The 12,517-nt window shown below is 66.6% G+C and carries 10 protein-coding genes; 8 read left to right on the top strand and 2 right to left on the bottom strand.

Features of this window, described 5'->3' with window-relative positions; all coding sequences use genetic code 11:
* Position 1: 1 nt before the first annotated feature.
* Positions 2-1,015 (bottom strand): aldo/keto reductase, encoded by a 1,014-nt coding sequence (locus tag AC6H42_RS08785; RefSeq protein ID WP_057157805.1) that lies wholly within the window; start codon positions 1,013-1,015, stop codon positions 2-4.
* 98 nt (positions 1,016-1,113) lie between these two features.
* Between AC6H42_RS08785 and AC6H42_RS08780 the strand changes: the two genes are divergently transcribed.
* Both AC6H42_RS08780 and AC6H42_RS08775 read left to right on the top strand, forming a co-directional pair.
* Entirely contained in the window at positions 1,114-2,010 is an 897-nt protein-coding gene (locus AC6H42_RS08780; protein ID WP_057157804.1) for a LysR substrate-binding domain-containing protein, read from the top strand.
* 123 nt (positions 2,011-2,133) lie between these two features.
* Positions 2,134-3,588, top strand: coding sequence for a c-type cytochrome (locus AC6H42_RS08775; RefSeq protein WP_057157803.1), 1,455 nt, complete (start codon positions 2,134-2,136; stop codon positions 3,586-3,588).
* Between the two features lie 6 nt (positions 3,589-3,594).
* Here AC6H42_RS08775 and AC6H42_RS08770 read toward each other — a convergent pair whose 3' ends face one another.
* Entirely contained in the window at positions 3,595-3,945 is a 351-nt protein-coding gene (locus AC6H42_RS08770; RefSeq protein ID WP_373888202.1) for a c-type cytochrome, read from the bottom strand.
* Between the two features lie 117 nt (positions 3,946-4,062).
* Here AC6H42_RS08770 and hisC point away from each other — a divergent pair, with 117 nt between their 5' ends.
* From hisC to AC6H42_RS08740, 6 genes are all read left to right on the top strand, one after another.
* Positions 4,063-5,121: a histidinol-phosphate transaminase gene (gene hisC / locus AC6H42_RS08765; protein ID WP_057157802.1), complete on the top strand. Its 1,059-nt coding sequence runs from the start codon at positions 4,063-4,065 to the stop codon at positions 5,119-5,121.
* Between the two features lie 262 nt (positions 5,122-5,383).
* Positions 5,384-6,661 (top strand): dicarboxylate/amino acid:cation symporter, encoded by a 1,278-nt coding sequence (locus AC6H42_RS08760; protein WP_497547852.1) that lies wholly within the window; start codon positions 5,384-5,386, stop codon positions 6,659-6,661.
* Positions 6,662-6,690: 29 nt separating this feature from the next.
* A complete protein-coding gene (locus tag AC6H42_RS08755) occupies positions 6,691-7,779 on the top strand; it encodes a porin (RefSeq protein WP_497547851.1) in 1,089 nt (362 codons plus the stop codon).
* 57 nt (positions 7,780-7,836) lie between these two features.
* The gene (locus AC6H42_RS08750; RefSeq protein WP_057157799.1) at positions 7,837-9,699 is read left to right on the top strand and encodes a sensor histidine kinase; all 1,863 of its coding nucleotides are present in this window, start codon (positions 7,837-7,839) and stop codon (positions 9,697-9,699) included.
* Positions 9,696-11,051 (top strand): sigma-54-dependent transcriptional regulator, encoded by a 1,356-nt coding sequence (locus tag AC6H42_RS08745; RefSeq protein WP_497547850.1) that lies wholly within the window; start codon positions 9,696-9,698, stop codon positions 11,049-11,051. The genes AC6H42_RS08750 and AC6H42_RS08745 overlap by 4 nt, the downstream gene beginning before the upstream one ends.
* A gap of 126 nt (positions 11,052-11,177) precedes the next feature.
* Positions 11,178-12,517: histidine kinase dimerization/phospho-acceptor domain-containing protein (locus AC6H42_RS08740; protein ID WP_497547849.1), on the top strand; the 1,340-nt coding region annotated here is incomplete at its 3' end.

Genomic DNA, 12,517 nt, shown 5'->3' with positions numbered 1-12,517 from the left:
GCTAGGCTCCGAACGGCAGCGGTGCATCGGGCGCCACCAGCTGTTCGGCGCGCAGCGCGTGCCAGAACTCGGCGGGGATCTTCTCGGCCAGCGCCGCCGCATCTTCCGCGATGCGCTCCGGACGGCTGGCGCCGGGAATAACGGCCGCCACCGCCGGATTGGCCAGCGAGAACTGCAGCGCCGCCGCCTTGATGCTGACGCCGAAGCGCTGCGCCAGCGCCTTCAGGCGCGCCACCCTGGCCAGGATGTCTGGCGACGCCTGCTGATACTCGAAGGTCTGCCCTCCGGCCAGCACGCCGGAGCTGTACGGACCGCCCACCACGATCCCGGCGCCGTGCTGCAGCGCCATCGGCATCACACGCTGCAAGGCGCTGGCGTGGTCCAGCAAGGTGTAGCGGCCAGCCAGCAGGAAGCCGTCCGGCTTCGGTTCATCCAGCGCCAGCGTCAACTCGATCGGCTCGACGCGGTTCACGCCCAGCCCCCAGCCCTTGATGACACCCTCGTCCTTCAGTCGCGACAGCGCGCGGAAGGCGCCGGTGCGGGCGCTTTCGAAATGCATCAGCCATTCATCGCCGAAGAAGTCCTGCGCCACGTCATGTACCCAGACGATGTCGAGGCGGTCGGTCTTCAGGCGCTGCAAGCTGCCTTCGATGGAGCGCAGCGTGGCGTCGGCCGAATAATCGTTGACGATCTTGTTGCGCAAGCCATGTTCGAACAGTCCGCCCTTCTCGCCGAAACTGCGCTGGGCCGGGTCCTCCAGCTCGTCCAGGATCACGCGTCCCACCTTGGTGCTCAGCACATATTCCTCGCGCGGGCGCTTGCCCAGCGCCTCGCCCAGGCGGATCTCCGCCAGGCCTGCACCGTACAGCGGCGCCGCGTCGAAGAAACGCACGCCGTGCTCCCAGGCCGCGTCCACGGTGGCCAGCGCCTCCGCTTCCGGAATGTTGCGGAACATATTGCCCAATGGCGCGGTGCCGAAACCGAGTTGGCCCGGCAGCTTATCTTTAAGACTCATTGCATTTCCTTTCGAGTAGTTGGTGAGGAAATCTTAGCTTGCCAGGTTAATGCAGTCTAAGACATAATTTGCACAACTTAAGTCTCTACGGGTCTAATATGCTGGACATCCGCCAACTGAACTATTTCGTCGCCGTGGCTGAAGAGGAGCACGTGGGGCGGGCTGCGGAGCGGCTGCACATTTCCCAGTCCCCGCTCAGCCGGCAAATCGCCCAGCTGGAAGAGCGGCTGGGACTAATCCTATTCGAACGCAGCCAGCAGCGCATCCGCCTAACGGCCGATGGCAGGACCTTCCTGGCTGAAACGCGCGCCTTCCTCACCCATGGGCAGCGGCTGGAATCGCTGGGCCGCAGGCTGGGCCGGGGCGACGAGGGCGGGCTCTGCATAGGTTACGTCGAGCATGCCATGCACTCGGGCGTGCTGCCGGCCGCCCTGCGCGAAATCCGCAGCACGCGGCCGTCGGTGCATGTGGCGCTGTACAGCCAGCAATCGTCCGACCAGCTGGAAGGCCTGCGCCAGCGCAGCCTGGACGTGGCGCTGGTATGCGCGCCACCGCAGGCCGACGATGCCGAGCTGGACCGCGTGCAAGTGCTCAGCGACTCCATGCTGCTGGCCCTGCCAGCCAGCCATCCGCTGGCGCGGCCCGACGCGCTGCGGCAGGCGCTGCAGGTGGCCGACCTGCGCAGCCAGGAATGGATCGCCATCCAGCACAAGGATGGCGCGCTGGAGCAGGACCAGTTGGCCATCACGTGCGCCAAGGCGGGCTTCACGCCCGACGTGCGCATGCAGGCGCCTGAACCGGCCACGGCGCTGGGCCTGGTGGCGGCTGGCTTGGGCATCGCCATGATCCAGCAAAGCTTGCGCCACCAGGCGCCGCCCGGCGTGGTGCTGCGCGAGGTGCCGTGGTTCGAGTACCGCACGCCGCTGTGGGTGGCCTGGCACCGCGTGACGCTGCGTCCGCTGGTGGATGTCTTCCGCCAAATACTGGTGGCCTAGCATCCCGGCTGGCCATGGCAGTCCCCTTCCGCGCTGTGACGGCGCAGCACGAAAAAAGTTCGCTGCGGAGGGGCTGGATGGCGGTAAGATGCGCGGGTCCCTACAACAACATTTCTACTTGCCATGAACAAGTTCTTAACACTGCGCCTGGCCGGCTTGCTGTGCCTGTCCGCGCTGGCGCCGCTGGCCGCCCACGCCGCCGTCAACGCCGGCGAAAAGCTGTACCAGGCGCATTGCGCGGCCTGCCACGGCGTGCAGCTGCAGGGGGCCACCGGTCCCAGCCTGATCGACCAGGTGTGGCTGCACGGCGCGCCGACCAAGGCCAACCTGATCACCGTGATCAGCAAGGGCGTGGCCGACAAAGGCATGCCGCCATGGTCGCCCACCCTGAGCGCGGCGCAGATCGCGCAACTGGCGGACTACGTGGCGCAAGGCGCCCGCACCGGCGGCAAAGCGGCCGCGCCGACTGCGTCCGCCGCCAGCGCGGCCAGCACAGCCACGGCGGCGCCCAAGGCCGCCCCCGCCGACAAGACCGCCGCCATCCTGGGCGGCCTGAAGCTGCCGAAAGGCTTCCGCATCGCCGTGTACGCCGACAAGGTGGAAACGGCGCGCTCGATGGCCGTGTCCGACAGCGGCATAGTCTATGTCGGCTCGCGCAAGGCCGGCAAGGTGTACGCGCTGGTGGATGCCGACAAGGACGGCGTGGCCGAGAAAGTGGTCACCGTCGCCGCAGGCCTGCAGAACCCGATTGGCGTCACGCTGCTGAACGGCGCGCTGTACGTGGCCGAAATCTCGCGCATCATCCGCTTCGACAATATCGACGCCAGCTACGCCGCCCAGCCCGCCTACAAAGTGGTGAAAGCGGACCTGCCGAAAGAAACCTGGCATGGCGAGAAGTTCATCAAGACCGGACCGGACGGCAAGATCTACGTGCCGATCGGCGCGCCCTGCAACACCTGCAACAAGGAAGACCAGCCCTACTCCAAGATCTGGCGCATGAACGCGGACGGCAGCAACTTCGAGGAGTACGCGCGCGGCATCCGCAACACCGTCGGCTTCACCTGGCACCCGCAGACCAGGGAAATGTGGTTTACCGATAACGGCCCGGACATGATGGGCGACAACGCGCCGTCGTGCGAGTTGAACGTGGCGCCCAAGGCCGGCCTGCATTTCGGCTTCCCTTACTGCCACGGCGGCGTGCTGCCCGATCCCGAATTCGGCAAGACGCAGGCTTGCGAGCAATTCGTGGCCCCGGTCGCCAAGCTGGGCCCGCACGTGGCGCCGCTGGGCCTGGGCTTCTACACCGGTACCCAGTTCCCGCAGCAGTACCGCAACAACCTGTTCATCGCCGAACACGGTTCGTGGAACCGCGACAACAAGATCGGCTACAAGGTCAGCCTGGTGACGCTGTACAACAGCAAAGTGGTGAGCACCACCACCTTCATCGACGGCTTCCTGCGCGACGGCGACGAAGTCGTGGGCCGTCCGGTCGACATCGCGGTGCTGGCCGACGGCTCCATGCTGGTGTCCGACGACCATGGCGGCCGCATCTTCCGCGTCACCTACGCCGGAAAATAGCCGCCGCTAGCGCTGCGTGCGCAGGTAGGCCACCAGGTTGGCGATCTGCCGCTCGTCCCCGATACCCCAGAAACGCATCTGGTTATCGGGGACCACTTCGCTGGGCGACTTCAGGAACGCCGCCAGCTTCTGCTCGGTCCACACAATGCCGGACTGCTTCATGGCCGGCGAATAGCGGTAGTCCGCCGTCGCTCCCGCCTTGCGCCCCACGATCCCGTTCAGCTGCGGCCCGAAGGCCCCGCGCGCGGCAGGCCCCACCTGGTGGCACGACGCGCAGCGCTTGAACGCCACCTTCCCCGCCGCCGCATCGCCCGGCTGCACAGTCCCCTGCGCCGCCGCCATGGCGGGCAGCAGCATGCACAGCAACCAGCGCGTCACTCTGTTTTGTCCCATTTTATGCTCCGCATGACAGCCGGCCGAATGGCGGTCCGTCAAGATCGGCTATAGTATAGATCGTGTATCAAAGGAGAAGTAATGAGCCGTTTCTGGAGTGATGTCGTCCACCGCCTGATACCCTATACGCCGGGCGAACAGGTGCAAATGCCAGGCTTGATCAAGCTGAACACCAACGAAAATCCATATGGCCCGTCGCCGCAGGCGGTGGCCGCGATGCAGGCCGCTGCCGGCGATGGCCTGCGCAAGTATTCGGACCCGTCGAACGCCGCGGTGAAAGATGCCGTGGCCCGGCGCTTCGGGTTGAAGCGAGAACAGGTGTTTGTCGGCAATAGCTCGGACGAAGTGCTGGCACACACCTTCCAGGCGCTGCTCAAACACGACAAGCCGCTGCTCAGCCCCGACATCAGCTACAGCTTCTATCCGACCTATTGCAGCCTGTACGGCATCGAGCAGGTACGGGTGCCGCTGAACCAGCGCTTCGAAATCGATATCGACGATTACGCCCAGCCATGCGGCGCGATCATCATCGCCAATCCGAACGCACCGACCGGCATTGCGCTGCCGCTGGAGAAAATTGAAGCACTGGCCGCTGCGCATCGGGACCAGGTGGTGGTGATAGACGAAGCCTACGTGGACTTCGGTGCGCAAAGCGCCGTGACGCTGCTGGACCGCTACCCTCATTTGCTTGTCATCCAGACCCTGTCGAAGTCGCGCTCGCTGGCGGGCCTGCGGGTCGGCTTTGCAGCAGGCCATCCCGATTTGATCGCGGGTATGGAACGCGTGAAGAACAGCTTCAATTGCTACCCGCTGGGCCAGGTGCAGCAAGCCGGCGCCGTGGCAGCGCTCGACGACCAGGCCCATACGGAGCGGACCTCGCGCGCCATCGTTGCCAGCCGCAGCTGGCTGACGACGCAGATGCAGGCGCTGGGCTTTGAAGTGCTGCCCTCGCACGCCAACTTCATTTTCGCCCGCCATCCGCAGCGCGACGCCGCCATGCTGGCCGCCGCCTTGCGTGAGCGCGCCATCCTGGTACGCCACTTCAAGCAGGCGCGCATCGACCAGTTCCTGCGCATCACCATCGGCACTGACGCGGAATGCGCGGCGCTGGTCAGTGCATTGAAGCTGATTCTGGCCTGACGCCCAGCCGGACCAGCCAGCAGAGCCGGCGTGGCCGCCAACGGCGGCGGCGCCGGCCCATCCAACAATTCAGACGCAAGCCGCCCAAGCCGTCCAAACATCGGGACGAGAAGCTTGCGTAGCGGCATTATTACGCTACCCACCACCTTATAAATCAATCACTTACCGGCAATTCCGTCCATGAAAACGGCAGGCACACCGCTTGCTAAAGAGGCAGGACTCCGCCTTCCGCGCGGGGACCTGACTACAAACGGAGACCGGTATGCAAAAGAAGCGCCCCCTCACCCTCTACATCCTGCTGGCGATGCTGCTCGGCATCGCCGTCGGCTATGCCTGTCACACGGTGTTCCCTGACAAGAAGCTCACCGCCGACATTTCCGCCCACATCTCCCTGGTGACCGACATCTTCCTGCGCCTGATCAAGATGATCATCGCACTGCTGGTGTTCTCCACCCTCACCGTCGGCATCGCCAACCTGAGCGACGGCAAGGCCGCCGGCCGCATCGGCGCCAAGGCTTTCGCCTGGTTCATCATCGCCTCGCTGTGCTCGCTCGCACTGGGCATGATCCTGTCGAACCTGATGCAGCTGGGCACCAACCTCGGCCTGCCGCTGCCCGCCATCGACGCCAGCACCGGCCTGAAGACCTCGGCCTTCACGCTGAAGGACTTCATCAGCCACGTGGTGCCGAAGTCGCCGATCGAGGCCATGGCCAACAACGAGATCCTGCAAGTGCTGGTGTTCTCCATCTTCTTCGGTTCCGCACTGGGCGCACTGGGCGATTCCGGCAAGCGCCTGCTGGCCGTGATCGACGAGCTGGCGCAAGTGATGCTGCGCATTACCGGCGCCATCATGAACCTGGCCCCGCTGGCCGTGTTCGCCGCCATGGCGTCGGTGGTCACCACCAACGGCCTGGGCATCCTGGCCACGTTCGCCAAGTTCATGGGCGGTTTCTACCTGGGCCTGTTCTGCCTGTGGGCGCTGCTGATCGGCGCCGGTTTCGCCGTGCTCGGTCCGCGCGTGTTCCGCCTGGTCGGCCTGATCCGCGAACCTTTCCTGCTGGCTTTCTCCACCGCCAGTTCCGAAGCGGCCTACCCGAAACTGCTGGTGGCGCTGGACAAGTTCGGCGTGCAGCGCCGCATCTCCAGCTTCGTGCTGCCGATGGGCTATTCCTTCAACCTGGACGGCTCGATGATGTACTGCACCTTCGCCGTGCTGTTCATCGCGCAAGCTTACGGCATCGACCTGTCGGTCGGCACCCAGATCACCATGCTGCTGCTGTTGATGCTGACCTCCAAGGGCATGGCCGGCGTGCCGCGCGCCTCGCTGGTGGTGATCGCCGCCACCTTGACCCAGTTCAACATTCCGGAAGCCGGCCTGCTGCTGCTGATGGGCGTGGACCAGTTCCTCGACATGGGCCGCTCGGCCACCAACGCCGTCGGCAACGCCGTCGCCACCGCCGTGGTGGCGAAGTGGGAAGGCGCGCTGGGCGACGAAGAAAAAGACAAAACGGACGAGCACGCCTACGTGCGCGCCGCATAACTAAAACCATCGCAATCAAAGGAGACCTTATGAAATACAGCGTTACCACTTCCCTGCTGGCCCTGGCCTGCTGCACCGCGCAAGCGCAATCGGCCATCAAGGTGTACGGCGTGGCCGATGCCGGCCTGGTGATCGAGCGCGGCGGCGACGGCGCCACCACCAAGGTCGGCAGCGGCCTGGCTTCCGGCTCGCGCCTCGGCTTCAAGGGCACCGAAGACCTGGGCAACGGGCTGTCGGCCGGCTTCGTGCTGGAAAGCGGCGTCAGCATCGACACCGGCGCGTCCGGCCAGGGCGGGCTGACTTTCGGCCGCCAGTCCTATGTGTCGCTGGGCAGCACCACGTTCGGCACCATCAGCGCCGGCCGCCAGTATTCGCCCTACTACAAGGTGCTGCGCGACGTGGCCGACCCGTTCGGCGACGGCCTGGCCGGCCAGGCCGCCAACCTGATGGTGCCCAATGCACGCATGGACAACGCGGTGGTGTACGCCACGCCGGCGCTGGCCGGCTGGTCCGCCAACCTCGCCTACGGCGCCGGCGAAGTGGCCGGCAACAGCACCCGCAAGCGCACGCTGAGCGGCGCCGTCAGCTACAGCGCCGGCCCGCTGGCCGTGTCGCTGGCGCACCACCGCCGCGAAGACGCGCTGGCCAGCACCCACTCGCGCAACAGCATGCTGGCTGCCCGCTACACGCTGGGCGCCTACCAGCTGCACGCCGCCTATGCCGCCAACCGCGGCATGGGCACGGTGGGCGGCAGCGTGCTGGGCACGGTCGGCACCGGCACCGGCGCGACCACGCTGGCCGGCTCGGGCACGTCGGCGGCGGGCCCGGTGGGCGCGCCCGGCGCGGCCAGCCGCGACCTGCTGCTGGGCCTGTGCGCCACCTTCGGCCCGCACAGCTTCGCCGGCTCGGTGGTGCAGCACGCCGACCGCAGCGCCGCCGACAAGGACGCGCGCCAGTACGGCGTGGCCTATCTGTACGCGCTGTCCAAGCGCACCGACGTGTACACCGCCTACGCCCGCATCCGCAACACCAACGGCGCCGCCTTCACGGTGGGCAACGCCAGCGACGACGGCAAGGGCCACAGCGCCATCAATATCGGCCTGCGCCACCTGCTGTAAGGCCGGGCGAACCGCGCGCGCCGGTGCGGGCGCGCAGGTTTGCTATAGTGGCGCCTGATGCTAGCCCAGTCCGACCCTACCGTTGCCGCCCAGGCGCACATGCGCCGGCCCCATCACGTCCGCACGGTGTGGGGCCTGGTGCTGCTGGCCGGCCTGGCCCTGCCCTACCTGGCCTACTGGTGGGTAAACCTGGTCACCACCGACCGCCTGCGCGCAGCCGGTGCGCAGCGGCTGGAGGTGTACGCCACCAGCCTGGAAAACCTGCTCGACAAGTACGACCTGGTGCCGCGCATGCTGGAGCTGGAAAAGGACGTGGTGGCCCTGCTGGAAAAGCCCGGCGACGAGGACTTGCGCAACAGCGTCAACGAATACCTGGAAGGCCTGAACCACAAGGCCGGCTCCAGCAATATCTACATCGTCAACCTGCAGGGCCGCACGCAGGCGGCCAGCAATTGGCGCAGCAAGGACAGCTTTGTCGGCGACGACGTCAACTTCCGGCCCTATATCCGCAACGCGCTGCGCGGCCAGCCCGGCGGCTTCTACGGCGTGGGCACCACCAGCCTGGAGCCGGGCTACTTCTACGCGCACGGCATCTACAAGGACGGCCGCATGCTGGGCGTGGCCGCCATCAAGGTCAGCATCGAAAGCCAGCAGCTGAGCTGGGCACAGGGCGCCGACAAGGTGGCGCTGGTGGACCCGAACGGCGTGCTCTTCCTCAGTTCGGCCTCGGCCTGGAAATTCAAGACCCTGCGGCCGCTGCCGGCCAGCGTGCGCGCCGAGCTGGAGCAGACGCGCCAGTACCATGAGCAGGCGCTGCCCGCGCTCACGCTGGCGCACGACGAGCCGCTGTCGAACGGCACCCGCCTGCTGGCCATCCGCGACAGCAACAACGGCCTGGCCAACGCCCCGCCGCGCATGCTGGCGCAAACCCGCTCGCTGGCGCCGCGCGACTGGACCTTCGTCTACCTGTCCGACCTGAGCGCGGCGCGCGGCAACGCCCGCGTGGCCTTCCTGTTCGCGCTGCTGGCCTACGGCTTCCTGGTGCTGCTGTTCCTGTACTGGCGCCAGCGCGTGCAGTCCAAGGAAGACATGCAGCACGCGTACGGCAACCTGGAGCGCATGGTGGACGAGCGCACCGCCAGCCTGGCGCGCATGACGCAGGACTTGAGCAAGGAAGTGGACGTGCGGCGCCAGGCCGAACAGCAGCTGCACATCACGCAAAACGAGCTGTTCCAGGCCGGCAAGATGGCGGTGCTGGGGCAGATGTCGGCCAGCATCACGCACGAGCTGAACCAGCCGCTGACGGCGCTGCGCACCATGTCCGACAACGCGGTGCTGCTGTTCGAGCGCGGCCGCATGGAGGACGTGCGCAACAACCTGAAAACCATTTCCCAGGTGGTGGCGCGGATGGGCACCATCACCGGCAAGCTGAAGAGCTTCGCCCGCAAGTCCAACGCCGAGCTGGCGGCGGTGTCCATCCACACCTCGATTTCCAACGCCATGGTGCTGGTGGAGCGCCGCCTGCAGCTGGACAAGGTCGGCTTCCAGCTGAACATTGACCAGGCCGACATTTACGCGCTGTGCGACAGCAACCGGCTCGAGCAGGTGCTGCTGAACCTGATGACCAATGCGCTCGACTCGATGGCAGGCTGCCCGGTGCGCCAGCTGCGGCTGGATGTGAACAGCACGCCGGAGCGGGTGTTCATCCGGGTCGCGGACAGCGGCCCCGGCCTGAGCGAAGAAGCGCGCCAGCGCCTGTTCGAACCGTTTTACACCTCCAAGCCGCAAGGCGAGGGGCTGGGCCTGGGCCTGGCCATTTCAGAACAAATCATCCGCGACTTCGGCGGCAGCTTACGGGCGGAACAGGCCAGTGCCGGCGCCTGCTTCGTCATCGAACTCAAAGCGGCACAGGAGACATGATGGATACCATGCCGCAGGGCGACACGCCGATCAACGACATCCAGGTCCTCCTGGTGGAGGACGACCCCACCGTGCGCGCCGGCAGCGCGCAGGCGCTGGACCTGGCCGGCTTCCTCGTGCACAGCTACGACAGCGCCGAGCCGGTGGCCAAGCTGCTGCAGCCGCACTGTGCGGCGGTGCTGGTGAGCGACGTGCGCTTGCCCGGCATGAGCGGGCTGGAACTGCTGGCCGCGGCGCGCGCCATCGACGCCGACCTGCCGGTGATCCTGGTCACCGGCCACGGCGACATCGCGATGGCGGTGCAGGCCATGCACGACGGCGCCTACGACTTCATTGAAAAGCCCTACTCCTCCGAGCAGTTGGCCGAGGTGGTGCGGCGCGCAGCCGACAAGCGCCGCCTGCAGCTGGAAGTACGCACGCTGCGCCAGCGCCTGGCGCACAGCGCCGGCATCGACGCTTATCTGCTGGGCAATGCCCCTGCCATGCAGGCGTTGCGGCAGGTGATCCTGGACGTGGCCGGCCAGCCGGCCGATGTGCTGATCTACGGCGAAACCGGCACCGGCAAGGAACTGGTGGCGCGCTGCCTGCACCAGTTCAGCGAGCGCGGCAAGCACCAGTACGTGCCGGTCAATTGCGGCGCCATCCCGGAAACCATCTTCGAGAGCGAGCTGTTCGGCCACGAGGCGGGCGCGTTCACCGGCGCGGCCAAGCGCCAGATCGGCAAAATCGAGCACGCCTCGCGCGGCACGCTGTTCCTGGACGAGATCGAGAGCCTGCCGCTGGCCATGCAGGTCAAGCTGCTGCGCGTACTGCAGGAACGCTGCATCCAGCGCCTGGGCTCGAATACCCCGGTGCCGCTCGACGTGCGCGTGATCGCGGCCTCGAAGGAAGACCTGAAGGACTATTCGGACCAGGGCAAGTTCCGTCCCGACCTGTACTACCGGCTGAACCTGATCGTGCTGCACATTCCGCCGCTGCGCGAGCGCCGCGAAGACATCCCGCTGCTGTTCGAGCATTTCATGCTGGACGCGGCGGCGCGCTACAAGCGTGCCTGCCCGGTGGTGCCCGCCGCACAGATGCAGCAGCTGATGGCGCAGGACTGGCCCGGCAACGTGCGCGAATTGCGCAACGCGGCCGACCGCTTCGTGCTGGGCTTGTCCGCCCGCGCCGAGGCCGCGCCGCCGGCGCCGCTGGCCGACCAGGTCAGCGCATTCGAACGCATGCTGATCGAGCAGGCGCTGCGCGCGGCCGGCGGCAGCGTGGCCGAAGCCTGCGCCGCGCTGGGCCTGCCGAAGCAGACCATGTACCACAAGATGCAGAAATACGGCCTGGCGGCCGAGGATTACCGCTGACAGCGCTGAAAAGGGGGCCGAAGGTGGGCTAAGCCCGGGGCAAAGCGCTCAACATTAGATATAAATCAAGGTGTCGGATTTCCTGGCAGTTATATTTTTCCTAACGGAAATTGCCAGGACCGGCATATGTTCAGCTTCGAACGCTCCGGCCTGAGCCGGAAACTCACCTTGATCAGCGCGCTGTCGACCGGCGGCGCGCTCTTGCTGGCGTTCGCCGTGTTCGCCACCACCCACGTCATGAGCCAGCTCGAGCAGGAACGGCGCCAGCTGTACGCACTGGCCGGCAGCCTGGCCGCCGGCAGCGACATCGCGCTGCTGTATGTTGATCCAGCGCAAGGCGAGCAGGCGCTGGCCCAAGCCAGCTTCGAGGGCCGCGACGACATCCGCCAGGTGGCGCTGTTCGACCGCGACGGCAGGCTGCTGTCGCGCATCAGTCCGCGCCATGAGCGGCTGCCGCCGCCAGACCTGGCGCCGGGCACGCTGGCCGCACTGGGCAAGGCCGGCGCGTATGAACTGAGCGGCCCGCTGTGGGCGCCGGGCCTGCGCCAGTTCCGCGGCGTGCATTTCCAGCACGACCAGGTGGGCGCCGTGATGGTGGAGGCCGGGCTGCCGCGCATGTGGCGCGATGTGCTGCAAAACCTGGCGGCGGGCGCGGCCGCGGCACTGCTGTCGTCCTGCGTGGCGCTGTTGCTGGCGCGCCGCTTCCGCGACAACATTGCCGAGCCGATCGCCAACCTGATCGCCGCCGCGCGCCAGACGGCCGACGGCCAGCCTGGCGCGCCGGTGCTGCACGCGCGCAGCGACGAGCTGGGCGCCCTGATCGACAGCTTCAACGACATGCTGGTGCAGGTCGCCAGCCGCGACGCCAAGCTGGCGCAGTACCGCGACCAGCTGGAACGCCAGGTGGGGGTGCGCACCGAGCAGCTGGAAAAAGCCAAGAATGCGGCCGAGGCGGCCAGCCGGGCCAAGAGCAATTTCCTGGCCACCATGAGCCACGAAATCCGCACGCCGATGAATGGCGTGCTGGGCATGACGGAGCTATTGCTGGCCTCGCCGCTCACGGCACAGCAGCGCCACTACACCAGCATGGTCAAGCGATCCGGCGAGCACTTATTGTTCATCATCAACGACATTCTGGATTTCTCCAAGATCGAGGCCGGCAAGCTGACGGTGGAGTACATCCACTTCAATTTCCGCGAGCTGCTGGACGACATCGACAATGTGTTTTCGCCGCAGGCGCAGGCCAAGCGCATCCTGCTGGAGTTCATCATCGCCAACGACATCCCGGTGGCCATTTGCGGCGATCCGAACCGGCTGCGCCAGGTGCTGTTCAACTTGCTGGGCAACGCCATCAAGTTCACCGAGACCGGCAAGATCACGGTCAAGGTGCACGTTGCCAGCGAGGATGCGCAAGCGGTCGGCCTGCGCTTCGAGGTGCACGACAGCGGCATCGGCGTGGGGGGGGG

It is taken from the genome of Massilia sp. NBRC 108631 (assembly GCF_059704565.1).
The sequence above is the reverse complement of the archived record's forward strand: the minus strand, read 5'-3'. Positions and strand labels throughout refer to the sequence as shown.

Excerpts from the sequence above, each read along its gene's own strand:
- AC6H42_RS08785 (WP_057157805.1), bottom strand. The coding sequence starts at position 1,015 with ATGAGTCTTAAAGATAAGCTGCCGGGCCAACTCGGTTTCGGCACCGCG.
- AC6H42_RS08780 (WP_057157804.1), top strand. The coding sequence starts at position 1,114 with ATGCTGGACATCCGCCAACTGAACTATTTCGTCGCCGTGGCTGAAGAG.
- AC6H42_RS08775 (WP_057157803.1), top strand. The coding sequence starts at position 2,134 with ATGAACAAGTTCTTAACACTGCGCCTGGCCGGCTTGCTGTGCCTGTCC.
- AC6H42_RS08770 (WP_373888202.1), bottom strand. The coding sequence starts at position 3,945 with ATGCTGCTGCCCGCCATGGCGGCGGCGCAGGGGACTGTGCAGCCGGGC.
- hisC (WP_057157802.1), top strand. The coding sequence starts at position 4,063 with ATGAGCCGTTTCTGGAGTGATGTCGTCCACCGCCTGATACCCTATACG.
- AC6H42_RS08760 (WP_497547852.1), top strand. The coding sequence starts at position 5,384 with ATGCAAAAGAAGCGCCCCCTCACCCTCTACATCCTGCTGGCGATGCTG.
- AC6H42_RS08755 (WP_497547851.1), top strand. The coding sequence starts at position 6,691 with ATGAAATACAGCGTTACCACTTCCCTGCTGGCCCTGGCCTGCTGCACC.
- AC6H42_RS08750 (WP_057157799.1), top strand. The coding sequence starts at position 7,837 with ATGCTAGCCCAGTCCGACCCTACCGTTGCCGCCCAGGCGCACATGCGC.
- AC6H42_RS08745 (WP_497547850.1), top strand. The coding sequence starts at position 9,696 with ATGATGGATACCATGCCGCAGGGCGACACGCCGATCAACGACATCCAG.